Annotated in this window: 24 protein-coding genes; 15 read left to right on the top strand and 9 right to left on the bottom strand. The window is 69.3% G+C overall.

Annotated features, from left to right (window positions below; translation table 11 throughout):
• Positions 1-52: 52 nt before the first annotated feature.
• The 3 genes from LXT21_RS13135 to LXT21_RS13125 all read left to right on the top strand — a co-directional run bounded on the left by LXT21_RS13135 (position 53) and on the right by LXT21_RS13125 (position 3,196).
• Positions 53-436 carry a hypothetical protein gene (locus tag LXT21_RS13135; RefSeq protein WP_254038459.1) on the top strand — a complete coding sequence of 128 codons (384 nt, stop codon included), beginning with the start codon at positions 53-55 and terminating at the stop codon, positions 434-436.
• A 22-nt stretch (positions 437-458) separates the two neighbouring features.
• Positions 459-2,276 carry a hypothetical protein gene (locus LXT21_RS13130; RefSeq protein WP_254038458.1) on the top strand — a complete coding sequence of 606 codons (1,818 nt, stop codon included), beginning with the start codon at positions 459-461 and terminating at the stop codon, positions 2,274-2,276.
• A gap of 380 nt (positions 2,277-2,656) precedes the next feature.
• A complete protein-coding gene (locus tag LXT21_RS13125; RefSeq protein ID WP_254038457.1) occupies positions 2,657-3,196 on the top strand; it encodes a dihydrofolate reductase family protein in 540 nt (179 codons plus the stop codon).
• Positions 3,197-3,224: 28 nt separating this feature from the next.
• Here LXT21_RS13125 and LXT21_RS13120 read toward each other — a convergent pair whose 3' ends face one another.
• The 3 genes from LXT21_RS13120 to LXT21_RS13110 are packed head-to-tail and all read right to left on the bottom strand — an operon-like array spanning position 3,225 to position 7,219.
• Entirely contained in the window at positions 3,225-4,529 is a 1,305-nt protein-coding gene (locus tag LXT21_RS13120; protein ID WP_254038456.1) for a hypothetical protein, read from the bottom strand.
• Between the two features lie 12 nt (positions 4,530-4,541).
• Positions 4,542-5,876, bottom strand: a complete 1,335-nt coding sequence (locus LXT21_RS13115) for a hypothetical protein (RefSeq protein WP_254038455.1) — start codon at positions 5,874-5,876, stop codon at positions 4,542-4,544.
• Between the two features lie 47 nt (positions 5,877-5,923).
• The gene (locus tag LXT21_RS13110) at positions 5,924-7,219 is read right to left on the bottom strand and encodes a hypothetical protein (protein WP_254038454.1); all 1,296 of its coding nucleotides are present in this window, start codon (positions 7,217-7,219) and stop codon (positions 5,924-5,926) included.
• 160 nt (positions 7,220-7,379) lie between these two features.
• On the opposite strand from LXT21_RS13110, the gene LXT21_RS13105 reads away from it, so the two are divergent.
• On the top strand, positions 7,380-7,943 hold the full coding sequence (locus LXT21_RS13105; protein WP_254038453.1) for a hypothetical protein: 564 nt from the start codon (positions 7,380-7,382) through the stop codon (positions 7,941-7,943).
• Between the two features lie 72 nt (positions 7,944-8,015).
• On the opposite strand, the gene LXT21_RS13100 is transcribed toward LXT21_RS13105, so the two are convergent.
• Both LXT21_RS13100 and LXT21_RS13095 read right to left on the bottom strand, forming a co-directional pair.
• On the bottom strand, positions 8,016-9,257 hold the full coding sequence (locus tag LXT21_RS13100; RefSeq protein WP_254038452.1) for a hypothetical protein: 1,242 nt from the start codon (positions 9,255-9,257) through the stop codon (positions 8,016-8,018).
• A gap of 38 nt (positions 9,258-9,295) precedes the next feature.
• Positions 9,296-9,931: a carboxypeptidase-like regulatory domain-containing protein gene (locus tag LXT21_RS13095; protein ID WP_254038451.1), complete on the bottom strand. Its 636-nt coding sequence runs from the start codon at positions 9,929-9,931 to the stop codon at positions 9,296-9,298.
• Positions 9,932-10,265: 334 nt separating this feature from the next.
• Here LXT21_RS13095 and LXT21_RS13090 point away from each other — a divergent pair, with 334 nt between their 5' ends.
• The 7 genes from LXT21_RS13090 to LXT21_RS13060 all read left to right on the top strand — a co-directional run bounded on the left by LXT21_RS13090 (position 10,266) and on the right by LXT21_RS13060 (position 17,545).
• Entirely contained in the window at positions 10,266-12,521 is a 2,256-nt protein-coding gene (locus LXT21_RS13090; RefSeq protein WP_254038450.1) for a CocE/NonD family hydrolase, read from the top strand.
• A 329-nt stretch (positions 12,522-12,850) separates the two neighbouring features.
• Positions 12,851-13,933, top strand: a complete 1,083-nt coding sequence (locus tag LXT21_RS13085; RefSeq protein ID WP_254038449.1) for a fatty acid desaturase — start codon at positions 12,851-12,853, stop codon at positions 13,931-13,933.
• A gap of 5 nt (positions 13,934-13,938) precedes the next feature.
• Entirely contained in the window at positions 13,939-14,670 is a 732-nt protein-coding gene (locus tag LXT21_RS13080; RefSeq protein ID WP_254038448.1) for a hypothetical protein, read from the top strand.
• On the top strand, positions 14,663-15,739 hold the full coding sequence (locus LXT21_RS13075; RefSeq protein ID WP_254038447.1) for a YheT family hydrolase: 1,077 nt from the start codon (positions 14,663-14,665) through the stop codon (positions 15,737-15,739). Before LXT21_RS13080 ends, LXT21_RS13075 begins: the two co-directional genes overlap by 8 nt.
• On the top strand, positions 15,630-16,112 hold the full coding sequence (locus LXT21_RS13070; protein WP_254038446.1) for an acyl-CoA thioesterase: 483 nt from the start codon (positions 15,630-15,632) through the stop codon (positions 16,110-16,112). Before LXT21_RS13075 ends, LXT21_RS13070 begins: the two co-directional genes overlap by 110 nt.
• A gap of 234 nt (positions 16,113-16,346) precedes the next feature.
• Positions 16,347-16,982 (top strand): hypothetical protein, encoded by a 636-nt coding sequence (locus LXT21_RS13065; RefSeq protein WP_254038445.1) that lies wholly within the window; start codon positions 16,347-16,349, stop codon positions 16,980-16,982.
• 17 nt (positions 16,983-16,999) lie between these two features.
• Positions 17,000-17,545 (top strand): hypothetical protein, encoded by a 546-nt coding sequence (locus tag LXT21_RS13060; RefSeq protein WP_254038444.1) that lies wholly within the window; start codon positions 17,000-17,002, stop codon positions 17,543-17,545.
• A gap of 7 nt (positions 17,546-17,552) precedes the next feature.
• Here LXT21_RS13060 and LXT21_RS13055 read toward each other — a convergent pair whose 3' ends face one another.
• Positions 17,553-18,068: a hypothetical protein gene (locus LXT21_RS13055; RefSeq protein ID WP_254038443.1), complete on the bottom strand. Its 516-nt coding sequence runs from the start codon at positions 18,066-18,068 to the stop codon at positions 17,553-17,555.
• A 97-nt stretch (positions 18,069-18,165) separates the two neighbouring features.
• Between LXT21_RS13055 and LXT21_RS13050 the strand changes: the two genes are divergently transcribed.
• Both LXT21_RS13050 and LXT21_RS45185 read left to right on the top strand, forming a co-directional pair.
• Positions 18,166-18,891, top strand: coding sequence for a TetR/AcrR family transcriptional regulator (locus LXT21_RS13050; RefSeq protein ID WP_254038442.1), 726 nt, complete (start codon positions 18,166-18,168; stop codon positions 18,889-18,891).
• Complete coding sequence (locus tag LXT21_RS45185; RefSeq protein WP_323394381.1) at positions 18,875-19,858, top strand: transglycosylase SLT domain-containing protein; 984 nt, start codon at positions 18,875-18,877, stop codon at positions 19,856-19,858. The genes LXT21_RS13050 and LXT21_RS45185 overlap by 17 nt, the downstream gene beginning before the upstream one ends.
• A gap of 82 nt (positions 19,859-19,940) precedes the next feature.
• On the opposite strand, the gene LXT21_RS13040 is transcribed toward LXT21_RS45185, so the two are convergent.
• Together LXT21_RS13040 and LXT21_RS13035 are read right to left on the bottom strand one after the other, a co-directional pair.
• The gene (locus LXT21_RS13040; protein WP_254038441.1) at positions 19,941-20,768 is read right to left on the bottom strand and encodes a glycosyltransferase; all 828 of its coding nucleotides are present in this window, start codon (positions 20,766-20,768) and stop codon (positions 19,941-19,943) included.
• A 455-nt stretch (positions 20,769-21,223) separates the two neighbouring features.
• Positions 21,224-21,724: an SMI1/KNR4 family protein gene (locus LXT21_RS13035; RefSeq protein ID WP_254038440.1), complete on the bottom strand. Its 501-nt coding sequence runs from the start codon at positions 21,722-21,724 to the stop codon at positions 21,224-21,226.
• Positions 21,725-21,798: 74 nt separating this feature from the next.
• Here LXT21_RS13035 and LXT21_RS13030 point away from each other — a divergent pair, with 74 nt between their 5' ends.
• On the top strand, positions 21,799-22,020 hold the full coding sequence (locus tag LXT21_RS13030) for a hypothetical protein (RefSeq protein ID WP_254038439.1): 222 nt from the start codon (positions 21,799-21,801) through the stop codon (positions 22,018-22,020).
• 105 nt (positions 22,021-22,125) lie between these two features.
• Positions 22,126-22,917 carry a hypothetical protein gene (locus tag LXT21_RS13025; RefSeq protein WP_254038438.1) on the top strand — a complete coding sequence of 264 codons (792 nt, stop codon included), beginning with the start codon at positions 22,126-22,128 and terminating at the stop codon, positions 22,915-22,917.
• Positions 22,918-23,048: 131 nt separating this feature from the next.
• On the opposite strand, the gene LXT21_RS13020 is transcribed toward LXT21_RS13025, so the two are convergent.
• Positions 23,049-23,570, bottom strand: a complete 522-nt coding sequence (locus tag LXT21_RS13020; protein WP_254038437.1) for a hypothetical protein — start codon at positions 23,568-23,570, stop codon at positions 23,049-23,051.
• Between the last annotated feature and the right edge of the window lie 31 nt (positions 23,571-23,601).

Below are 23,601 nucleotides of genomic sequence, written 5' to 3'. Positions count from 1 at the left end.
TATGCGGCGGGGCTTCGTGTGCCCTGCCCACCCCCGTCCCAGGTTGCCCCACATGTCCCCGAGTCGAGTCCTCCGAAACCTCGTGCTGTCGACCGCGGCCGCGCTGCTGCCCTCGACGCTGGCGTGGAGCGAGACGCCCCAGGTGGAGGTCCCCTACGTCTTCGAGACGGTGGACAGCTACGCCGTCACGGAGGTCAACACCATCGAGATACGGGGCGTGCTCCAGGGCGAGAGCACGCCCCGGACCTTCGAGTTCGAGTTCTACTCCTCCCCCGCGTACTACGACGCCAGCCAGCATGGCTCGCGGTGCGACCGGATGGCGCTGTTGGCCATGACGCGCCCGGGGCGCTACCTGCTGGAGCTGAAGGTCCAGCGATGGATTGGCGGACAGCCGTCGTGTCGCCTCACGCGCCGCACGGCGCAGCCCACTCCCTGACGGAAGCACGAGGGGCACTTCCATGCGCACGACGCAAGGCAGCTGGCTGCCGCTCGCGCTGGCCCTGACGACGCTGCTGGTCGGCTGTGGCAGCGGGCTCGAGGAGGGCGGCAAGAAGACACCACAGGACTCGGACGGCGACGGCGTCGTGGACGCGCAGGACTGCGCTCCCACGGACCGCCAGCGCTGGCGGGAGCAGTGGGCCTACGAGGACACCGACAGGGATGGATGGGGGCATGGCCCTGGGCAGAAGGTGTGTGCCTCCAACAGCCTGCCCCCGGGCTGGTCCCCCCTGGAGGGAGACTGCGCCCCGACGGACGCCAGCGCCTGGCGGAACGCCACCGGGCTGTATCCGGACTCCGACGTGGACGGGGCCACGGGTCCCGGGCCCGTGAGCGCCTGCGTGGGGGACCTCCTCCTGCGCTACCGCGAGCAGCCGGGACCGCCGGACTGCGATGACCAGGATGGGCGCTACCAGGCGTCCACCGTGGTCTACGCCGACGTGGACGGGGACGGCGTGGGCGATGGCGCCGCGCCCCTCGACGTCTGCGCCGGCAAGCCGCTGCCCAAGGGCCACGCGAGCCTCTCGGGTGACTGCGCGCCCGATGACCCGCTGCGCAGCGCGAGCCGCACCTATCTCTACCGGGACCAGGACCTGGACGGGACGGGCGTGGAGTCCTTCGGGCAGCTCTGCCTGGGCCGCGACGAGCCGCTGCCCGCGGGGTACCTCGACGCCTGGCTGCCCGCGGACTGCGACGACACGGACGCGACGAAGTTCTGGATGTCCGGCGTCTTCGCGGACACGGATGGCGACGGGGTCGGCGCCGGCCCGATGCTCCTGCGCTGCATGGGCAACACGCCGGCCGCCGGCCACGCCTTCTCCAGCAATGACTGCGCGCCCGAGGACGCCACCCGCTGGCGGCAGCTCGACTACGCCTACCGGGATGCGGATGGCGATGGGGACACGGTGTCGTCCCCTGGGAAGGTCTGTGCCGGCCAGGAGCTCCCGCCGGGCTACCTCACCCTCGCCCGAGGCTCGGACTGCGATGACCAGGACGCCACGGTCCGCGTGCGCTGGGACCTCTACCGGGACGCGGATGGAGACGGCGTGGGCGCGGGCCCCAGGGTCTCCGTGTGCGCGAGCACCACCCGGCCCTCGGGCTACGCGACGAGCGGCGAGGACTGCGCGGACGACGACGCCACGCGGTGGCAATGGCTGTCCTATGCCTATCGGGACGTGGATGGCGACAGGTACACCGTGGCCGCCCCGGGCCAGCTCTGCGCGGGCGAGGCGCTGCCCGCGGGCTACCTCAACCTCTCCGTGGGCCCTGACTGCGACGACACGAACGCGTCGGTGCACAAGACGCTGCGCACGTGGCCGGACCTGGATGGGGACGGCGTGGGCGCGGGCGTCGCGGCGGACCAGTGCACCAACGGGCAGACGCCCGCGAACCGGTCGCTGTTGGGAAGCGATTGCGCGGACGACGACGCCAGTCGCTGGGTGAGCCATGCGTACCAGCACGTGGACCGCGACGAGGACGGCTTCACCACGCCCGAGTCCGGCACCCTCTGCGCCGCCGCCACGCTCCCCGCGCCCTACTTCATCAAGGCCACGGGCAACGACTGCGATGACGCGGACGCGGCGCTCATCCGCTGGGCCGTGCTATACCCGGACAACGACGGCGACGGCGTGGGCACCGAGCCTCGACGCATCCTGTGCATCGGCACCACGGTGCCTCCGGGCCTGTCCATCTTCGGCGACGACACGAACGACAATGACCCGTCGACGGTGACAGACCCCGAGCACGAAGAGCTCGAGACCTTCATCCTCGACCTGTGAAGAACATTCCTCGCTCCGACATCGCACGAACGCTCGTCCGGTGTCGGAGCGGGACACGTCGCCACGCAAGCCCTTGCATTCATACGAGGGCAGGTCCATTGTGTTTCCCGGCGCGGGAAACCGCGCTGTCCATGACCTCCTCCTACTGACACCTCCGCTCCTCGAAGCGCACCTCGCCCTCGGCTCTCTCGAGTCCGTGCGGGCGTCGAATGTGCTCGGCGTGAGTCCACGTGGACAGCGGAGTGTTCCCCAGGAATCCAGAGCGTGCGCCACGCGCCCTCGCGGCCCGTGACGCTTCCCATCCCTGTCCCACCGCGGCCTTCCGGCGCGGAGCGCCACCCGTGTGCGCGGCGGGACACAGCCCCTCTCGAGGTCTCTGTATGCAATCCCAGACGCGCAAGCTCACGTACCACGTCGCCACCACCGTCGACGGCTACATCGCCCGCCAGGACGACTCCTTCGACTTCTTCGTCTTCGAGGGCGACCACACCACCGAGTACATGGCCGCGCTGAACAACAGCTACGACACGGTGCTGATGGGCCGAAAGACGTACGAGGTCGGCCTGAAGTTCCAGGTCACGGACCCCTACCCGAACCTGGAGACGTTCGTCGTCTCGCGCAGCCTGAAGGAGGCTCCGAATCCCCGGGTGAAGCTCATCTCGGACGACGTCGTCGGCGCGGTGCGCGCGCTGAAGGCGAAGGAGGGCAAGGGCATCTACCTGTCGGGCGGTGGGGAACTGGCCGCGCAGCTCTTCGCCGCGGGGCTGGTGGACGAGGTGCTCATCAAGCTCAACCCGCGGCTGCTCGGCGCGGGCATCCCGCTGGTCTCCCGGCTGGACAAGCACCTGAACCTGGAGCTGCGCTCGACCAAGGTCTACCGGAACGGCGTGGTGCTGCTGCAGTACGACGTGCAGCGCTGAGCACGTGAGGCACCCGAGGTGGGCCTGCTCACTTCGGGTGACCTCCGCCCTCCGGCCAGAAGCGCAGCACCTTCTCGGTCGCGCTCAGCGAGGACCACTCCACCTGTCCACTGAGCACCCGATGGCCGTGGGCGAGCGTCAGTCGCTTCCACAGCGGCACATCGCCGCGTCGCGAGGTCTCCCAGGCTGACCAGCTCACGCCCCCGGTGGCCTCCACCACCCGCGCCAGCACGCCGTCGAGCTCCGAGTCGGGCATCCATCTCAGCTGGTCCAACACCCAGCCCACCTCGGCCTGAATCGCGCTCGGCCGCCCCAGCACGGTGGCGAGCGCCTGGGGGCCCTGGTCATCGGGGACGAAGGACACGCCGCCGGGCCGCAGCACCGCCCAGCCCGAGCGCCCTTGCCCGTCCTCACGCAGCGTCGCCGGATAGAGGACCGCGTTCTCCAGCCGCACCCCAGAGCGCGCCAGCCCTCGCAGCGGAGCCTGGGTGTGCAGCTCGAGCAGCGTGGCGACCAGGCTGGACTCCATGAGGTAGGGCACCGTGACGCCCGGTGTCCCGTCCACCTTCAGGGAGAACATCCGGCCCACCTCGATTCCCCCCGGCGCGATGGAGGACAGGGGCACCGACACGGCCTCACCGAACACCGGGTTCCACATGAGCCGCTCGCTCGTCAGCGTGAGCCAGCCGGAGCGTAGCAGCATCATGACCAGGGGGGCGATGAGGAGCGCCATCAACAGCCAGCCACCGACCGGTCGCCCATCCACCGGCAGGAAGGAGATGAGCGCGGACACGCCCAGCACCGCCAGCGCCAGTGAGGACCAGCGCAGCGGCGTCTGCCGGACGGGCACCGAGCCGGAGCGCTGGGTCTGGAACAGCAACACCTCGCCCTCCTCGAGCGTCTGGGACACCCGCTGCTTCGCGAGCAGGTCCAGCCGGCGCAGCTCCGCGGGCAGCGCGATGGGTCCGGACACGAACGTGTGGCGGGAGAGCCGCCGTCGCACCAGCGGCCCCAGTCGCTTCGCTCTCGCGTCCAGCTCCCGCAGCACGCGCATCAGGGGCAACGATTCAGGCCAGGCCTCGCGCTCGGCGCGGCGCTTCGCGTGCGCCAGGGCCTCCGTGACTCGGGGTTGGTGCTCCAGCCACTCCTCGACGAGCGTGGGCTTCGCGCGCAGCTTGCGCTTCCAGGCGCGGCTGCGCAGCGCGGACTCCAGCGCGGCGGTGCGCTCATGCGCGGACTCCAAGACCTCCGCGCGCCCCTCCAGTTGGAGACGCACGGCCTCGGAGGCGGGGCCTTCGCGGGGCACCCTCTTGGCGAGGTCTTGTCGGGACATGACTTCGAGAGGCTACCGGGTCGTCACGCGAGATGCCCAGGCGTGAAGTCGCTCGAGGACGGTGTTCCGCTCCTCCTTGCCGGGCATGCCCACGAGCGCCTCTTCGCCACGCACCAGGTGGACCTCCCGTGCCCCCTCGACACCAGGAGCCACCCGCACCTCCTCGGAAGGCCAGGCCGCGCCACCGGACGCCTCCACCGCACGTGCCAGCAAGGCCTCCAGCTCCGACTCGGGCTGCCAGCGAAGCCCCTCCAGCACCCAGGCCAGCTCGACGCGTCCGTCCAGCGTCCGCCCCGTCGCGGCCTTCATCAGCGCGGCGCCTGGCTCGGGCGCTGGGAGGAAGGAGACGCCTCGAGGCGACATCAAGAGCTGGCCCGAGGTCCAGGCCCCGTGGCGACGAAGCCGCGCGGGCCAGGTCACCAGCTCCACCGGTCGCTCGGCTCGCGCGGCGTTGGCCCGGACCTGGGGCGCGCGGAACAGCTCGAGCCATACGCGCAGCCTCGCCGCCTTCTCACGACCGAGCCGGGGAAGGCGGACCCCCCGATTGCCCCGCAGTCGCAGCGTCCCTCTTCGCGCGTGCTCCAGTTGGACGCTGGCATCTCCCAGCGAGTCCAGTCGCACGGACGCGGACGGCTCCCCACGTGGGGCCAACCACACGAGTCGCTCCGGCGTCAGCCATGCGGCCCCGGGGGTTCGGGTCATCCACATGGCCATCAGGACGGCCGGCACGGGCCACAGAAAGAACATGAGGAGGCCGAACAGCATCGCCGCCAACATGGAGAACTGGTGGGCCATGAGCCCCACGGTCGCCAGCGAGCCCACCATGAAGGCCAACACGGGATAGACGTAGCGCATCACCTCGGGCGCGGAGCCGACGTGCATCGCGAAGGACCCGTCCGGTGTCGGAGCGACGGGGGACTCCTCGAGACAATAGGACTCCAGCCTCGCGAGTGCCTCGCGCTGGGGCGTGTGCTCGTCGAGCAGGAGCAACATGCCCACCTTGCGATGGAGCAGTTTGAAGACCCGCTCCCGGACCTTGCGCAACCGACGCAACCGGCTCGGAATCCGTGAGCCACGGGGCCAGCCGTCCTGGTTACCCCGCTGCTCCAGGTGCACCAGCACCTCGGGCAGCAGGCCCTCCAGTTCGCGGACCTTGCGCAACAGGTCCGGCGTCGCGCGCAGGTTGCGCAACCAGTGGCGTGACGCGAGGGCATCCACGAGCGGCGCGTAGCGATAGAGGGCCACCTCGATGAACTCCACCTTGCCTTCCAGGCGCAGACGCAGGTCTTCTTCCGACGCTGGCGGCTCGGACAGGACGGCGCTGGCGGCGCGGACGCGTTCGGACATCGCGCTCACAGCATAGACAGACAAGCTCCCGCGTTGGGCGGTGAGCGTTATGCCCCACCACCCCAGCCGTGGAGCAGTTGGAGGACCGTGCCTCGGTCCTCGGAGGCCGGCTTGCCCACCAGGACCTCCGTGCCTCGCGACAGGTGGACGTCCTGCTCCTCCTCCACATCGGGAGACACGCGCACATCCACGGAGGCCCAGGCGACTCCGCCTGACTGCGCGATGGCCCGCGCCAGCAGCGCGTCCAGCTCCGACTCGGGATGCCAGCGAAGTGCCTCCAGCACCCAGGGCATCTCGACCCGTGAATCCAGCCTGCGTCCCGTCGCGGTCCGCAGCAAGGTCGCTCCCGCATCCGCGCCCGAGCCCGGAATGAAGTAGGCACCCCGATGCGACAGCACGAGCTGGCCCGGAGTCCACGCCTTGTTGCGACGAAGCTGCGCGGGATAGGTCACGAGCGTCACGGGTCGCTCGGCGCGCGAGGCGTTGGCACGGACCTGAGGCGCACGGAACAACTCGAGCAACACGCGCAACCTCGCCGCCTCTCCACGACCGAGCCGGGACAGTCGAAGGTACTTGTCGCCTCGAACCGTCACCGTATCCAGCTCGGCCTCCATTCGAATGGCGTCCTCGCCCAATGAATCCAGGCGCACGGCCACGGGTGGCGCCCCTCCTGAGGCCATCCACACCAGTCGCTCCGGCGTCAGCCAGGCGACGTCCGGTGCCTCACGCCCCAACAGGGTCGCCGTGAGGAACATGAGCAGCCCCATCGACGACACGGTGATGGCCAGCGCCGCCCCCAGGCCGAGCCAGGCGTCCAGCGCGAAGAACAGCACCCACCCCAGGAATCCACCCAGGACCAAGAGCATGGACAGCAGGTACTGCACCACTCCGCCCACGAAGCCGATGCGCAGCGAGAACGGTTCGCCCGGTGTCCGCTCGAGCGAGACCTCCTGGAGACAGGCGGCTTCGAGCTTCGCGAGCGCTGTTTCCAGCGGCAGAGACTCGGAGAGGAGCAGCAGTTCGTACATCCTCTTGTCGACCAGGGTGGCGACCTGGGCCCGGAGTTTGCGCACACGCCGCACCGTCTTCCGAATCGGCGCGTCGTGCGTCGCGCCCTCCAGGTCGCATCGTCGCTCGGTCTGTGCCAGCGCCTCGGTCAGCGCACCCTCCAGCTCTCCGACCTCACGAAGCAGGCTCGGCGCGGCGCGCACCTTGCGTCGCCAGCGACGGGACTCGAGCTGCTCAGCGAGCAGGCGGTAGCGCCGGAGGGCTGACTCGATGAGCTCCACCCGCCCTTCCAGGCGGCGGCGCAGGTCCCCCTCCGACGCCCGCGACTCCGTCAAGGCGGCGCCGGTTCGGGTGCGTTCGGACATTGCGCGCACAGCATAGCCGGCAAGGCGCGTGGACGGGGAGCCGCGCCCGGGTCAGCTGCCCGAGCAGGTCTTCGTCCCTCCGCGCCGTCCCTGCGCGTGCAAGGATTCACCCGCGACCCTCCCAGGAAACATGAGCCCGTCCATCCCACCCGAGGTCCTCGTCGAGGTCGACCCGCTCCTGCTCTCGCGCGAGTTCTTCGCGGCCATCTTCCTGCTGCGGGAGCGCACGGGCTGCACGCTCGCCACGGCGCTCGAGCAACTCACCTGTCGTTCCGGGGAACTGGAGACGCTCCACCCCGCGTTCGGCGAGGCGGAGGCGAAGCGTCGATGGAAAGAGCGGTCTCCCGAGGCGTGGCGCGCGAAGGCACGTGAAGCACTCGACGCGCTCCCGCGTCCTCCCGTGGCCATCGAGGTGCAATGGGATGGCGACTCACTGGGATGGTGTCTCGACGTCTTCGCCATCCTGCCGGGTGCCTCCACCGCGCATCCTCGCTTCACCTGCGCTCCGCTGGTGACGATGCGCCCCGAAGTTCTGGGGTCGGGTGACGCGCGAGCAGTCGCCCTCGAGGTGGGGCAGTGGGCCCAGGAGCGATGGGGCACCCTCCTCTACTTCCCGTCTCCCGCGGAGAGCCTGGACGAGCCGCGCTGGTGGGACACCCTCCCCACCGAGCCAGGAGACGGCGCGGGTTCGTGACGGCGGAAGGCCCGCCTCACGACGAGCGACTCAGGCCCCGAACCCTCAGCCGGGACGAGCCCCCGCGAGCCATCACTCCCCTCGATGCTCCCGCTCGAGCCGGCGCATCCGCTCCCACAGGCGCAGCTCATGCGCGGCGTCCGCGTCGTCGGTGTCTCGCGAAGAAGAAGAGGGCTGCCCCGCTTCTTCCTCGACCGGATACGCCGCCTGTCGCGCCCCTCCCTGACCGCTCTCGCCAGGCCAGGTCTCCGTTCTCCCGGGAGCGGTCCGAAGCCCACTCGCGATGTACTGCTCGCGATGCACCGGCTCCGCGTACACGGGCACGGTTTCACGCGTCGGCCGGCGCGGAATCCACAGCTCCGCGGTGGAACGGGCACGAGGAGCCGCCACCGACGTGCTCACGGGGCGCTGCACGCCAAACGCCCGCGACGCCGAGATGCCGTGCGGCAATCCCGACGAGCTGAGCCCGTCATCGCTGTCCAACTCCCCCAGCGGCGGCACGCACACCTCCGAGGGCGACACCGGCGTGGACTCGACGCGCACCGGATGGGGGAACGGCGCGCCCCGCAGCATCAGCGGAACGGGCGTCGTGGGGCCCTCCACGGGCAGCGGCGCGGGCTCCGACGGAATGGGCGCGTGCGGCGGCGATGCGAAGGGATGGGCCCAGGAGCTCGACGTCCTCGCGCCCACTGGAGTCGCCACCTCGGAGGCAGACGCGCGCGAGGAGCCCCCGGGCGACGGCGCAATCCCTCCCTCTCGCCCGTTCTCGGCGGTGGCGCTGGATTCGACCCTGCGCGAGAGGCGCGGAGGCGAGGGCCTCGTGCGGACCGAGGGCACCATCGCGGAAGGTGGCAAGGAACGCCGAGGCTCCGCGTCCGTCGTATTGCCGGAGAGCATCATGCGCGCCCGAGCAGACAGGTGCGCTTCACTCAAGGGCGGCGGGGGAGTCTCGTCCGTCATCCCCTCGACCAGGTGGGGCGCGACCTTGCGCACCCGCGCCACCCAGTCCGCCGGAGGGCCCATGGCGCGCCGTGCCTGCGCATCACGCAGCCAGTGTTCCGGCGGTCCCACGCTCACCGCGGGCGCCGTCACCATCTTGATGGACGCGGGGGGCAGCGGAGGCCCACGGGGCACGGTGATGGGCAACCCGCTCGTCGCGGGACGCACACGCTCCGGAGCCAGCCGCGCCTGGGCGAGCGCCGCGGCGAAATCCGCCTCCTCCTCGGAGAGCACCGCCCGCGCCCAGTCCTTCACCCGCCGGGCGACGGAGCGCAGCCACCCACCGGACGCCTGTCCTCGCGCGCGCTCAGCCACAAGTCACCTCCTCCACTTCGTCGAGGGCGCTCGGCACGTCAGTCCTCCTTCAGCGGCAAGCGGATGAGCAGCGGTTGGGGTTCGGCGGCGAGCGCCTCGGGTCCCAGCGCGAGCAGTTCCCCCTTGGCCCGAACCTCCAGTCGCCCCAACGTGGCCACGGGTGGCACGCGGGGAAAACGAAAGCAGCCCTGGTCATCCGTGCGCGTCGCGAGGCTCAGCGATGGCAACTCCACCAGCGCGTCCGCGATGGGCACGTCTCCCGGCCCCACGACGCAACCGAAGAGCGCCTCCGCGGCCCCCCCGGGGAAGCGCACGTGGTGCACCACGGAAGGAGGCCGCTCGCGCCGCACGGGCAAGCGCAACCGGAAGCCAGGGCGCGGTGGCACGCGCAGGCCCGCCCAGAGGGTGGCGGGCACGGGCGTCAGGTCCACCTCGAACTCCGCCTCCTCCATCGCGGAGAAGACCAGCTCGCCGAGCAGCCGGTGCGCCTGTTCAGGCGAGGCCCCGCCGGCGGTGACCAGGTAGCAGACCGAAATCTGCAGCGGCACGCGGCGCCCACCCCTCGTGGGAGGCGCGGGCCCCAGCTCCAGCAGGTACAGACACACGCCGCGCTCGATGGCCTCGCGGTCCGGGACGCCGAGGTACACGGGCGCTTCACCGGCGACGCGGCTCACCCATGCCTTCAAGCGTTGATCGACTTCGTCGATCATCCGGTCCCCCCAGGTCGTGGGCCGGCTTCCACGGGGCCCGTGCCCTCCGTGATATCCGGGCTCGCAAGGTCGCACCGACTGCGGGGCACCGGAACTGCTCCCAGGGACAACGCCGCCGTCGCGAGCCCAACAGCCCCCCACCGACGACACTCGCTTCGTCCGGCGGAGCACACGCGCGAGGCGCGCGAGAGGCTCCGCGACAAGTAGGCCTTGAGCGCACCTTCGACGCCTCGGCCGCACCAGGTACTCATGGATGCGCGGGCATCGCGTCCTATCGTGGTCCGTCTCGAAAGACTCCATGCCACGCGCCCTCCTGTTGACCCTGCTGCTCGCCACGCTCGCGAAAGCCACACCCGCCGATTTCGCGCCGCCCGCCTCCGATTCCCCCGAGGTCCTCGCGAAGGCGATGCCCGTGCTCGCCAGAGCCCTGCTGAAGGACCCGCCCGACGAGGACCTGGCCACCCGGCTGGGCCAGCGTTTCCGGCTCCAGATGGTGACGGGTGACTTCGCGGGTGCGGTCGCGTCCATCCGCGAGCTCCGACCGCTGTTGGAGGCGAGCGCCGCGACGAAGGGCATCACCTTCCTGCAGTACGAGGCCCACGCGCTGGCCAAGCAGGCCCAGGCCGAGCGCGGGACGCCGTACGCAGAGGCGCTGCGCGAGGCGTTCGACCGGACCTTCGGCGCGTTGGAGGACCGCGTCGCGCTCGATGCGCGGGGGATGTTCCGCTTCGACCTGGAGCGGGCGCGACGGGAGCTGGACACCCGACTCGACGAGGCGCGCAAGGCGGAGCGGCTGTCACGACCGCAGGCGGTGGAGCTGGTGCGTCACTACCAGGTCCAGCAGGTGTTCCAGGAGCTGCTGCCCGCGAGCGAGCCCCTGTGGGCCCAGGACGAGGTGCGCCGCTACGTCATCGAGGAGGACCTCCTGGTGCCCACGCCCGACGGGGCGCGGGTGTCCGTCACCCTCGCCCGTCCCCGGAAGGCCCCGGCGCCGCTGCCCACGGCGATGTCGTTCACCATCTACGCCAACGCCTTCAACCGGATGGAGGCGCTGCGCTCGGCGGCGCATGGCTTCGTGGGGGTGACGGCGCTCACGCGAGGCAAGCGCAACAGTCCCGATGCGCCGGTGCCCTTCGAGCACGACGGGGACGACGCCATCGCCGTCATCGACTGGGTGAGCCGTCAGCCGTGGAGCGATGGGCAGGTGGGGATGTTCGGGGGGAGCTACGAGGGCTTCACCCAGTGGTCCGCGGCGAAGCGAGGCCACCCGGCGCTCAAGGCCATCATGCCGTCGGTGCCGGTGGCGCCGGGCATCGACGTGCCGATGCAGGGCAACGTCTTCCAGGGCTTCTTCTACCGCTGGCCGCGCCACGTCACGCTCGACAAAGGCCTGGCGGACGCGGACTACTTCGACGGAGCGCGCTGGGATGCGCTCCACGAGCGCTGGTACACGAGCGGCGAGCCCTATCGCGCGCTGGAGCGACTGGACGGGCGGCCCAATCCCTTCTTCCAGCGCTGGCTGGAGCACCCGACATACGACGCGTACTGGCGGAAGATGATTCCGTACCGTCAGGAGTTCGCGCGCATCCGAATCCCGGTGCTCACCACGACGGGCTACTACGACGGCTGTTCGCTGAGCGCGATGTACTATCTCACCGAGCACCTGAAGCACGCGCCGGACGCTCGCCACTACTTCGTCATCGGGCCGTATGACCACATGGGCGGGCAGCACGCCTCGAGCGATGAGCTGATGGGCTATCGCATCGACCCCGTGGCCCGGCTGGATGTGCATGCGCTGCGCTACCAGTGGCTGGAGCACGTGCTGAGACAGGGCCCGCGGCCCGCGCTGCTCCAGGACCGCGTCAACTACCAGGTGATGGGGGCGAACACCTGGAAGCACGCGCCGGACCTGGCGGGCGTGAGCAACGGCGCGGTGGAGTTGTTCCTCGCGCCGTCGGCCACGGGGACGCAGCACCAGCTGACGACAGCGGCGCCCGCGGCGAGCACCCGGCAGCGGCTGCGCGTGGACTTCAAGGACCGCTCGCCAGGGCCGCACTACGAGCCGTCGGACATCGTGTCCACGACGTTCGAGGCGCCGCGCGATGGCTTCGTCTATGTCGGCGAGCCACTCACGCAAGCCCTGGAGGTGAGCGGGCTGTTCTCCGGGCAGTTCGACCTCATCACCAACAAGAAGGACTTCGACTTCTACGTGGTGCTCTACGAGCGCACGGCGAAGGGCGAGTACGTGTACCTGTCCTACGTGCTCCAGCGCGCCAGCCACGTGGCGGAGCGTGAGAAGCGGCGGCTGCTCGTCCCGGGCAAGCGCCAGCGCCTGGCGTTCCAGAGCGGCCGGATGACCAGCCGTCGACTCGAGGTGGGGAGTCAGGTGGTCGCGGTGGTCGCCATCAACAAGCACGCGCAATCCCAGCTCAACCTGGGCACGGGCAAGGACGTCAGCGACGAGCGCCTCGCGGACGCGAAGACGCCGCTCGAAATCACCTGGCTCCCGGGGAGTCGGCTCACCCTGCCCGTGTGGAAGCAGCCCGCGCCCTGAGACCTCGGGGGCTCACGGCGTCTTCGTCGCTTCATTTCCAGCCCGAGGACTTCGTGCGCCCCCGTGGCCGCGCACATGCCGACGTCGAAGGACCCGCGCACGTGGCCCCTCCGAACGGGAGAGCCTGCTGGCCGTCATCCGCAACCAGCGGGAGGTGAGCCTCCATCGACTGTTGCGCCCCTGACAGTCCCAAAGGCACAACCAACCAAGAAAACTACCAAATCAGCGCAAAACCTGCGAAGTCCTTGTCGCGACGCGTCACGGCGGTTATGTCCATTGATGGAGAAATCAATGGTTCCGGGGGGCCGGCCCGCAGCGTCGAGACAGCCATGACATCTCATCCCACACCCCACACCCCACACCCCGCACCCGTTCCCCGCTGGCAACCCCGCACCCCACGCAGCGTGCTCCACGTCGTGGGCACGGTGGGCGCCTATCTGCTGCTCACCGCCGCCAGCTACGTGGCGCTCGCGCAATCGATGGCACTGGGCCTGGGGCTCGCGGTGCTCGCGGGCATCACCCTGGTGCGAGTCTTCATCCTCCAGCACGACTGCTCCCACCGCTCGCTCTTCGCGCGCCCGTCGATGAACGACAGGGTGGGCACGTGGCTCGGGCTCCTCACGCTGGCGCCGCACGCGTACTGGCGCTCGATGCACCTGGTGCACCACAGCACCAGCGGCGACTTGGAGCGCCGGGGCACGGGCGACATCGTGACGATGACGGCGGACGAGTACCAGGCGCTCCGCCCCGCCGAGCGGCTGCGCTACCGGCTCTACCGCCACCCCGCGGTGCTGCTGGGCATCGGCCCGGTGTTCCAGTTCATGTTCCGCTTCCGCCTGCCCACGCTGGTGCCCCGGACGCGCGGGCCGGAGCGGCGCTCCATCTGGGTGACGAACCTGGCGCTCGTCGCGGCGCACGCGGCCTTCCTCGCCTTCGGTGACTGGCCGCGCTTCTTCCTGATGCACCTCATCATCACCCAGGTGGCCGCGGGCCTGGGCATCTGGCTGTTCTTCGTGCAGCACCAGGTGGAGCAGCCGTACTGGGTGCCGCACGCGCGCTGGACGCTCAAGGACTCCGCGCTCAAGGGCAGCAGCTTCCTGAGGTTGCCGCGCGCGCTCGAGTGGACCTTCGGTGCCATCAACCTGCACCACGTGCACCACCTCAAGCCGCAGGTGCCCAGCTACCTGTTGCGCGACTACATGAAGCACCACGACTTGGAGGGCCACGGCGTGCGCCTGGGCCTGTTCGAGTCGCTGAGGGCCTTCCGCCTCAAGGTCTACGACGCGTCGCAAGGCCGCATGACTGGCTTTCCCCCCACCCCACCCCGGGGCGCACCCGCGCTCCTGGCGGCTCCAGCGCCCTCACCCGGTCGGCTGGACCGCCTGCTCGCCCTCTCCGGAGAGGAGCACTGACTCCCATGTCCGACCTCATCCATGTCCTCCTCGGGCTCGTGCTCGGCTACCTCATCGCCTCGTACATCGAGTCCTTCATGCACGAGTACGTGTCCGACGCGCGCCCCAAGGCGGTGCGCTTCTGGCAACGCGCGCCGTGGCTGTTCCGGCCGCTCATCAACACGCACTTCTCCCACCACACCATCCACCACGTGCGCACCTTCCGCGGGGACCACGTCACCCAGTTCCGCGACGAGGAGGAGAAGACGAAGCTCACCGAGGAGCTGCTCCAGCGCGGCAAGCACGGCGTCACCATCATCAAGGGCGCGTTCGCGACGAAGCTGCACGGCGAGGGCGCGTTCGTGTTCGTCTCGCCGCTGGTCATCTTCTTCCCGCTCTTCTACTTCACGCTCAAGCCCATCGCCTTCCTGGCCGGGTGCGTGACGCTGCTCTTGCCGCCGTTCATGAGCCACTTCGTGCACCCGTACCTGCACCGCCCCTTCGAGGAGGGGCAGCGCACCGCGCCCCGGTGGCTCGCGTGGTTCCTGCGCACGCGCTACGGCCGCGCCATCTACCGCAACCACTTCCTGCACCACCGCTACGGCGGCGTGTCCAACTTCAACCTGGTGCTGGGCGCCGACTACGTGCGCCGCCGCACGCGGCCCTACACGCCGAAGGACCTGGAGGTCATGGCGCGCATCGGCATGCCGCTGCCCGAGGACACGGCCACGCCCCCCGTCGAGGCCGTCCGTGGCTGAGCCCGCCTCCGGCTTCCAGGCCCCGTGGTGGCTCAGGCACTCGCACGTGCAGACGGTGGCGCCGCACCTGGACCCGCGCCGCTATGACGTGGCCATCGAGCAGCGCCGTCACGAGCTGCCCGACGGCGACTTCGTGGACGTGCACTGGCTGAACCGCGAGGGCACCGGGCCCCTGTTCATCCTGCTGCCGGGGATGCAGGGCACGCCCGACTCCACGTACATCCGCGCGTTGGTGTGGGAGCTGTCCCGGCGCGGCCTGCGCGCGGCGGTGCTCTGCCACCGGGGCGGCGCGCTGCCCAACCGCCTGGCGCCGTTCTACCACGCGGGCTTCACCGAGCACCTGGGCTGGCTCGTCGCCACCGTGCGCGAGCAGGAGCCCACCACGCCGCTGTACGCGGTGGGCTTCTCGCTGGGCGGCAGCATGGTCATCCGCTACCTCGCGCAGACGGGCCACCACAGCCACCTCCGCGCCGCGGCGGCCGTGTCGCTGACCTTCGATTTGGCCAGCACCGCCGCCCGCGCGTACGAGGGCATCAACCAGCTCTACCAATTGCGCGTGCTGCGCTCCTACCAGCGCGTGGCGCGGCTCAAGGGACACCTGCCCGAGTACGCCTCGCGCCTGGGCGCGCTGTCGGGCCTGCGCGGCATCCGCGACTTCGACGAGGTGTTCACCGCGCCGCTGCATGGCTTCAGCGACGCCCAGGACTACTACCGGCGCTGCAGCAGCCGGCAGTTCCTGGACGCCATCCAGACGCCCTTCCTCATCCTCAACGCCGGAGACGACCCGCTGGTGGCGCCCGACACGCTGCCCTCACCGAGCCAGCTGCGCTCCCACGTGCAACTGGAGCTCACGCCCCACGGTGGCCACCTGGGTTTCATGTACCGCCACGCTTCCGGCTTTGGCTACTATCCGCCGTCCCGCCTCATCTCGTTCTTCCTGCAGGAGCAGCGCGAAGCACATGAATCTCTATCTCCGGATGTTGTGGGTGCTGCTGTCCTCGCTGTGGAAGCCGCAGATGAAGGTGGACGCGCTGACCAGCACCCTCCAGCAGCGCGTGCTGCCCAATGATTTGGACCTGAACCTGCACATGAACAACGGGCGGTTCCTCACGGTGTGTGACTTGAACCGGGTGGACCTGTTCGTGCGCACGGGGCTGGCGGCGCTGATGATGAAGAACAAGTGGGCGCCCATCATCGTGCGCCACACCATGGACTACAAAAAGGCGCTGCCGCCGTTCCGCAAGTACACGGTGTCGATGACGATTTCGCGCTGGGACGAGAAGTACTTCTACGCCACGCACCAGTTCATCTCGAACGGCAAGGTGGTGGCGGAGGGCGAGTCCACCGCCGTCATCCTCGGCAAGCAGGGCGTGATTGCGCCCGCGCAGGTCATCGAGGCCGTCACCGCGCGCCAGGGCCGCACCGAAGCGCTCCAGGGCTGACGTCACGGCCGCGCAACACCGTCGTCCATGCAGGCCCTGGGGGTGTGGGAGGTTTCGTTGCCTGGTGCACACCGGGCGAGGGGCCTTTCTTCCTCGGGGCCGGCGCTGGGAACCCGGGGCTTTCCGTGCCTCGATGGCGCCGCCGGCATCATTTTCGAGCGCGCGACTTCCGTTTCGGGGCGTGGCGCCGAATGATGCTCGCCCGGGCCGGGACTTCCCTTCGTGGAACAGCACATGACGACGGCGACACCCTCGACGAGACGACGCGCGGCATTCCTACGACGACACGGCACGGCGCTGGCCTGCCTCACGGCGCTGGCCACTGGCGCCGCCGCCCACGCCCAGGAGGGCGAAGGCGGTGGCGACTCGCCCTACCGCTTCGGCCTGCTGGTGGACGCGGGCGCGCCCCACGGCATCGGCCTGTCCGCGGTGGTCAAGCCGCTGCCCTGGCTGCGGCTGCAGGCGGGCCCCACCACCAACACGCTGAGCCTGGGCCTGCGCGGCGGCTTGAGCATCCTGCCCCTGCAGACCTTCATCGCGCCGTCCTTCAACGCCGAGGCCGGGTACTACTTCGGCTCGGACTACAACGACGTGGTGGACTGGCTGGGGGCCACGCCCTCGCGGTCGACGTCGGCCATCCGGGACATCAGCTACAACTACGTGGCCGGCAGCGTGGGCCTGGAGGTGGGCGCGGCCAGCCGCTTCAACTTCTTCCTGCACCTGGGCCTGAGCTACGTGCGGCTGGGCGTGAAGGACGCCACCGCCCTCATCGAGGAGGCCACGGACGAGTCGAACATCACCGCCCGCAACCTCTCCGTTCGCGCCACCATCCCCTCCGTCAAGGTGGGGTTCCTCTTCTACTTCTTCTAAGGCCAGGAGCCCTCACCATGCGAACGACTTCCTTCCGCGCCCTGGTGCTCTCCACCTGCGCGCTCGTCGCCACCGGTTGCGACTCATTGTTCTTCATCGAGGCGGAGGCCGAGGAGATCTGCAAGGCCGAGCCGAACGTGGACTTCCCCGCCGCCTTCCCCGGCTCCGCCGACATCGAATACGCGCTCGACTTCCCGCTGGGTGACTTCGACAGCGTGCTGCCCGACGACACGGACGTGGAGACGGAGCTGCGCTTGCGCGGCTTCGAGGTGACGTCCAGCACGGACCTGAGCGGCATCGAACGCGCCAGCGTGTCCGTGGTGAAGCCGGGCACCTCCGAGAGCATCCTCATCGGCGAGTACCGCCGCGCCAGCAACACGCCCACGCAGTCCATCCGGCTGACGGGCAGCGGCGCGGTGAACCTGTTGGACATGGCGCGCGAGGACTCGCTGCAGCTGGTCTTCACCGCGCGCGGCTCGCTGCCCACGCGCGAGTGGACCGCGCGGCTGGAGGCGTGCGCGGGCGTGCGCGCCAAGGCGAACTACTTCGACCTGGTGTTCTAGGTCCGCCTCACGGGTGCGCGGGAGAGGCCGGGGAACGGGGCTCTCCCGCGTGCACGGGCTGCACGCCGACGTACTCGCGGCGGGTGCCCAGGAGGTTGTCGAAGAACGGATGGGTGACGCACCAGTTGGCGTTCTGGTCCGTGCCCAGGTGGTGGTCGCAGTGCCACGGCAGGTGCTCTCGGGCCCACGTCGGGTCCAGGTGGGCGCGGCGGTGGACGCGGTAGTAGTTGGCCGCGCAGGCCCAGACGGTGCCCACGAAGAACGGCGCCACCGGCAACAGGGGCGCGTGCGCGAGCGCCAGCACCGCCAGCCCCACCAGCTCCTTCGTCTGCGCGGACCACGTCCACAGGGAGCGCAGGTACTGGTCGTCCAGCATGTCGTGCCGGCGCGAGGCCTGGTGATGCTCGTGCCAGTGGAAGCCCCAGAAGCTCCCGCGGCGGCGCCCCAGGCCATGCAGCACGTACTTGTGCAGCGCCCATTCACCGAAATTGGAGTACGCCCAGCCCAGAGGGATGCCAATCATCGTCGCTCTCCCACGGAGCGCCCGGCCGGCGCCCCGCCCTCGAAATCATGACTATTTGGTCACTCTTTATGTATCACGCGATGCGTCGGAGCGCACGATGGTGAGCCGCGAGGGACCGAAGCGAGGGGGCGAGGAGGCGGACCGGCGTCCGGGGCGTCCTGGGGGCGTGCGGGAGACGGCGCGGCGGGAGCGGAAGAAGGAGCTGGAGGACGCGGCGCTGAAGCTCTTCGTGGAGCGGGGGCTGGACGCGGTCACCATCGACGACATCACCCAGGCGGCGGGGGTGGCCAAGGGGACGTTCTACCGGTACTTCGCCGACAAGCCGGCGCTGGTGGAGGCGCTGCTGGCGCCCGTGCGCGGGGAGCTGTTGTCGGGGCTGGAGGCGTGTGGCCGGGCGCTCGAGGGGGCGCGCGGGGTGGAGGCGATGTTCGAGGCGTACCGGGCGATGGCGGCGGTCATCGCCAGCGCGCTCTTGCAGTACCCGGGCGTGGTGCGGCTGTACCTGCAGGAGAGCCGGGGGCCGGCGGTGGGGGCGCGCACGAAGGTGGCGCAGCTGTCGCGCGAGGTGTCCCGGCACGCGGTGGACATCACCCAGAAGGCGCACACGCACGGGCTCTTGCGGCCCATCCGCCCGGCGGTGAGCGGGCTCGCGGTGGTGGGGGCGGTGGAGCGGCTGTTGCTCGCGGTGTTGAGCGAGGAGGACATCGGCAACCCGCTGGAGCTTCCGGACGCGCTCACCACGTTGGTGCTGGATGGACTCAGGGTGCCGCCGGGTGAACGCGGGGGGCGCCGGAAGTTGGACGGGGGTGCGAAGCGCCCTTAAGGGTGGGGAGGTGGGACGCAAGCGGGCCCTGGGTGGCTTCAGCATTCCGTGGTGGGCGTGGGTGGGGCTGGCGGCGGTGGCGCCGCTGGTGCTCATCAACACGGCCGTCGCGTGGCTGGGGGACACGCACATCTCGCCCCTGTCGCCCTCGTTCCTGGAGATGAAGGTGAACGCGCTGCGCTCGTACGCGGCGCATCGGCCCTCGTGCCTGTGGGATGGGCATGAGCCGTTGGAGCCGCTCATCGCGCGGGCGGAGAAGCGGCACGGGCTGCCCGAGGGGTTGTTGCAGGCGCTGGTGCTGGTGGAGTCGGAGGGGCGGGTGCACCGCATCTCTCCGGCGGGTGCGATGGGCCCGGGGCAGCTGATGCCGACGACGGCGAAGATGCTCGGCGTGGAGGACCCGTTCGACCCGGAGCCGGCGCTGGATGGCAGCGCGCGGTACCTGGCCGAGCAGCTGCGGCGCTTCCGTGACGTGCGGCTCGCGGTGGCCGCGTACAACGCGGGGCCCGGGTCGGTGAACGGGCGCGTGCCGAGGAACGGGGAGACGGAGTACTACGTGCCGAAGGTGCTCACGGCGTGGGCACGGACGCGGCCGGAGCCTCCTCCGCGTCCCGTGGTGGCGGCGCGCGCGCGGCCCGTGCCGGTGGTGGCCGTGGAGACGCCGGTGCGCGCGGCGGTGGTGAAGCCGGCTCCGGCGGTGAGGCCGCCGCAGACGGGGGCGCGCAAGCCCCCCACGCCCGCGAGGCCGTCATCCACGACGACGATGGGAGCGAAGGTGGAGACCTCGCGCCCCATGGGAGTGAAGGCTGAGCCACGCCCCCTCGTGCCCAAGGGGAAGCCCGTGGCCACGAAGCCCGTGCCCGCATCCCGCAAGCCATCCGCGATGCCGCAGGCCACGCCCGCGAAGACTCAGCCTCGCGCCACGCAGGCGAAGCCCGCTGTGAGCCCCCACGCCCGGCAGGGCTGAGCCCGCGGACACACGCATCACGCAGGGGCTCGTCCTCCAAAGCAGCCGCCCCAACGAGCCTCGCCGGGAGCGACGTCCAGCATCAGGGCTCGAGCTCCAGGGTCCGGACCTGCTGGAACAGCTCGCCGTAGCGTCGCTCCTGGAACGCCCGGACCAGCTCCGGGTACCCACCCTGTCGCAGGTCGCGCAGATAGCGGTACTTGGCCGCGTGGTACCCAGCCACCACCCATGCGAGCTTCAACGCGGCCCATCCACCGCGCCACAACGCCCCATGCAGCACCCCGTCCCTGAGGAGATGCGCCGGGCGCTGGAACATCACGGGCTTGGACTTGCGCCCCTCCGCCAGCGCCATGACCGCCCAGAGCAGCGCATAACGGTGCTCCTTGGCTGAGCGAAGCGAGACGGAAGTCGCGAACCGGTGCTCGATGGGCGCGGGCAGCCGACCTGCGCGCATGCACGGCAACGCCTCGTGGACGATCATCTCGGGCCGCCACACGGCGACATCCCTGCGGATGAGGCGCGCACGCCACTCCGTGCGGTACAGGAAACGCTGGCCATCGACCTCGGCCCAGTCGCGCCGGGGCAGCCTGTAGACGGCCTCCTCGGGCTGGCGCTCCTTCCAGGCCCGGAGGGTCTGGATGGCCTCCTCGCCCAGGTGCTCATCCGAGTCGAGGAAGAAGACGTAGTCGGAGGGGCCCAGCGCCTCAATGGCGGCGGCCCGGGCGGCGCCATAACCCGCCCAGGCCACCGACACGGAGCGCGCCCCCATCCTCCGGGCAATCTCCGTGGAGCCGTCCGTGGACAGGGAGTCCAGGGCGACGACCTCATCACAAACCGCCAGCAGGCCTTCCAGACACCTGGGCAAGGTGTCCTGGTTGTTTCCGTGAATCACGTACCCAGCGAGTCGCACGCCTGCGCCGCCTTTCCCCCACGGACTGGATGCAACCGTGTCCCGCTGGAGCCTAGCCCACCTGTTTCCCGCTGGAAGACGCTCCAAAAGCCCCGAGGCGAGAGGAGCAAGCCCAACAGGCTGGAGGGTACGAGCTCGAGGGCGAGCGAGACCACCCACGGCGACAAGAACCTGGCATCACGAATCCACGACGAGCCGGGCCAATGGATTCTCCGACTGCCGAACCTGACATGAACACCGCACCGTCACGCGTCTGTCTTCATGCCCGTGTCTGCCTTCGCCATCTCAGGAGCGCCCATGAGCTGGAACCGAGGAATCCGTCAGGCCCATCGCTGGCTGGAGGAAGGAAGCGCCGCCCGTCTGGGTCGCCTGGCTGGCGCTGCCTCCACTCCTGCTGCTGCTCAACGGCATGTATCTGTTCGTGCGGCCATATAGGAGCCGGGCGCCCCGTCCAGTTAGAACGGAGGCTCGGCCAGCCCCGAGAGGAACTCCTGGAGCGTCCCCGCGACGACCCGGACGGGCTCATCCACGTCATCGTGAAGCCAGTACACCACCTCCCCGGTCTCGACCTTCACACAGAGCAGGTTGGCGTGGCCGTTGTCATAGGCGAACGGGAACACGTCCCGCGGATAGGTGGGCTGATGCTTCCGGATTCGCTGGTGGACCGTCGCCAGCGCATCGCGCATCCCCTCCTGCTGGAGAGGGATGATGTAGCCGATCGACACCTCGATGTCGTTCTCCTCGCTCTCGTAGAAGCTCCATTCGGGAGAGCCGCCCGCATACCCCTCGAACAGCTTCGCGAGCTCGGCGGGCATCTTCAGTCCCACCGCGGCCTCCGTCGACGCGATGTCCTCCGCGAGCACGGGGACACAGTCGCTCCAGGTATTGCCGAACGCATCGACCACGGGAGTCTGAGGCTTCTTGGGCTTCACCATATCCACCGGAACGTAGCGCATGACGGTCGAGCAGGATTCGAGAAGCAATCGCCCGCATGAAACTCCACAGTGGTCGCTCATCTCGGGAGCGACCCATGAACTGGAGTGCGGGAATCCGTCGGACGCATCGCTGGCTGTCCGTGGCCTTCACGGTGGCCGTCATCGCCAACATCGTCGTCATGGGACAGGAGGCGCCCCCCGTCTGGGCCGCCTATCTGGCGCTGCCTCCGCTGCTGCTGCTCCTGCTCACCGGCATGTACCTGTTCGTGCTGCCCTACACCGCCCGGTCACGTGGCGGCACGCGGAGCACCGACTGAACCAGGGCCGACGCGACTGGCCACCATCCCGACTCGACTCGGCCGAGCATGCAGTCATGACAAGTCACCTTGACGCGCCGCCAGAATATGCACTAGATAACGCCTATGGCGATGCATTCATTCAGATCTCTCGCACATCCACTCAGCCAGATCCAAGCAGCTGAGGAGATCTACGAAAACGCATCTGCATACGTTCAGGATATGTGGGAGAGCATCTACAAGGATCCACCTCCCACACTAGAAGAGGTGGACGAATGGCTCAATCCATTTGAGATCTTGGGATACCTGTCAGCCTGCCAACTGCGTTTCGAGCTTGCAGGCACCTATCCCGCGTCAGAGGAGTTCGGCGATGGGTATTGGACCAGCCGATTCAGTGCCTCGACAATGGACATCCTGCTTCATTCTTGGCTGTTCCAGTTCAAGGACGAATTGGACATCGATCCGCGTGTCGTTGACAAAGCTTTCATGGATACAGATCTGATTCTGGTCCCCGATCCTGACGGCATCACCGATACCGCCTACGGCCTCATCCTCCAGAGCATGCAGGTGGCAGAGGACGTAAAGAGCAGGGTGAAGGCTGAAGAAGAACTGAGCAAGCGAAACCATCGTCGCACCAGCGTCGTCCGCGCAGCAAAGGGACTCCGAGGTGAAGGCCCGAGAACAAACAACCTTGTTCTTGCAGACAGGGCGGCGCTGGCGCTCCGCGACGCTGGACGTCCACTCAGCGCAGACGAGGTTGCCAAGATACTGGCTGTCAAAAACATCGCATCCATCAATACGACGCTTCATCAGATGAGCGCGAAGCGAAGGCCCAAGCGACTGGCAGGTTGGGTACAGCATCTCAGCGATGGCCGCTACGAGTGGATCGCAATACGCAATCAGCCTAACGATGACTGAGCGCAGAGTCGGGCATCCCCGAACAAGAGAGCTCCCAGAATGGGAACTGCCATGTGCGGCGTGTCCCAGCCCTGAAGCCACCGACAATGCAACCCACATGAAGTGCGGCGAGCTTCTGATTAGAACTTCTCTCAGCGCTTCTGGAGCGCCGAGTCCGCGAGCGCGCGCGCCTTCGTGTTCGCGGCCGCCGTCTTCGTGGGCACTTCACCGCTGATCGACGTGTGGCCCTTGAGTCCCCTCACGACGAGGTACTCCCCCAGCTTCTTGCCCGGCCCGGACTGATCCTTGTTGAGGGCGTGGCACGTCACGCGCTGAATCACCGCGAAGGGCTTCCCATCCTTCATCCGCCACTCCACCTTGTTGCTGAAGCGGGCCACGGGGCACGAAGCCTTCGGCCGCAGCTCGACGGAGAACTGGGCGTCACCCTTCAACGTGATGCGCCGGAAGGAGTCGTAGGCGCTGTAGGACTCCGTCAGCGTGTACTCGCCTCCGGGAGCGGGACAGTCCAAGGGCATGTCACTGCCCTCCTCCTCCTCGGTGGCAGCCTCCCGCGGACACTTCTCCACGTCGGTGTACTCGAACGTGACGTCCTCCGCGGAGGCCGGAGTCGAGAGCGCGAGGAAGAGGACAGGGACAACGTGGGCCGTTCGCATGTGTGAGTGCTCCAAGAATCGAGGCACGGAG

Origin of the sequence: Myxococcus guangdongensis (assembly GCF_024198255.1) — a bacterium.
Taxonomy (GTDB): Bacteria; Myxococcota; Myxococcia; order Myxococcales; family Myxococcaceae; genus Myxococcus; species Myxococcus guangdongensis.
The sequence above is the reverse complement of the archived record's forward strand: the minus strand, read 5'-3'. Positions and strand labels throughout refer to the sequence as shown.

What these genes read in the sequence shown, in the direction of transcription:
- LXT21_RS13135 (WP_254038459.1), top strand. Translation starts at nt 53, where the DNA reads ATGTCCCCGAGTCGAGTCCTCCGAAACCTCGTGCTGTCGACCGCGGCC.
- LXT21_RS13130 (WP_254038458.1), top strand. Translation starts at nt 459, where the DNA reads ATGCGCACGACGCAAGGCAGCTGGCTGCCGCTCGCGCTGGCCCTGACG.
- LXT21_RS13125 (WP_254038457.1), top strand. Translation starts at nt 2,657, where the DNA reads ATGCAATCCCAGACGCGCAAGCTCACGTACCACGTCGCCACCACCGTC.
- LXT21_RS13120 (WP_254038456.1), bottom strand. Translation starts at nt 4,529, where the DNA reads ATGTCCCGACAAGACCTCGCCAAGAGGGTGCCCCGCGAAGGCCCCGCC.
- LXT21_RS13115 (WP_254038455.1), bottom strand. Translation starts at nt 5,876, where the DNA reads ATGTCCGAACGCGTCCGCGCCGCCAGCGCCGTCCTGTCCGAGCCGCCA.
- LXT21_RS13105 (WP_254038453.1), top strand. Translation starts at nt 7,380, where the DNA reads ATGAGCCCGTCCATCCCACCCGAGGTCCTCGTCGAGGTCGACCCGCTC.
- LXT21_RS13090 (WP_254038450.1), top strand. Translation starts at nt 10,266, where the DNA reads ATGCCACGCGCCCTCCTGTTGACCCTGCTGCTCGCCACGCTCGCGAAA.
- LXT21_RS13085 (WP_254038449.1), top strand. Translation starts at nt 12,851, where the DNA reads ATGACATCTCATCCCACACCCCACACCCCACACCCCGCACCCGTTCCC.
- LXT21_RS13080 (WP_254038448.1), top strand. Translation starts at nt 13,939, where the DNA reads ATGTCCGACCTCATCCATGTCCTCCTCGGGCTCGTGCTCGGCTACCTC.
- LXT21_RS13070 (WP_254038446.1), top strand. Translation starts at nt 15,630, where the DNA reads ATGAATCTCTATCTCCGGATGTTGTGGGTGCTGCTGTCCTCGCTGTGG.
- LXT21_RS13065 (WP_254038445.1), top strand. Translation starts at nt 16,347, where the DNA reads ATGACGACGGCGACACCCTCGACGAGACGACGCGCGGCATTCCTACGA.
- LXT21_RS13060 (WP_254038444.1), top strand. Translation starts at nt 17,000, where the DNA reads ATGCGAACGACTTCCTTCCGCGCCCTGGTGCTCTCCACCTGCGCGCTC.
- LXT21_RS13055 (WP_254038443.1), bottom strand. Translation starts at nt 18,068, where the DNA reads ATGATTGGCATCCCTCTGGGCTGGGCGTACTCCAATTTCGGTGAATGG.
- LXT21_RS13050 (WP_254038442.1), top strand. Translation starts at nt 18,166, where the DNA reads ATGGTGAGCCGCGAGGGACCGAAGCGAGGGGGCGAGGAGGCGGACCGG.
- LXT21_RS13035 (WP_254038440.1), bottom strand. Translation starts at nt 21,724, where the DNA reads ATGCGCTACGTTCCGGTGGATATGGTGAAGCCCAAGAAGCCTCAGACT.
- LXT21_RS13030 (WP_254038439.1), top strand. Translation starts at nt 21,799, where the DNA reads ATGAACTGGAGTGCGGGAATCCGTCGGACGCATCGCTGGCTGTCCGTG.
- LXT21_RS13025 (WP_254038438.1), top strand. Translation starts at nt 22,126, where the DNA reads ATGGCGATGCATTCATTCAGATCTCTCGCACATCCACTCAGCCAGATC.
- LXT21_RS13020 (WP_254038437.1), bottom strand. Translation starts at nt 23,570, where the DNA reads ATGCGAACGGCCCACGTTGTCCCTGTCCTCTTCCTCGCGCTCTCGACT.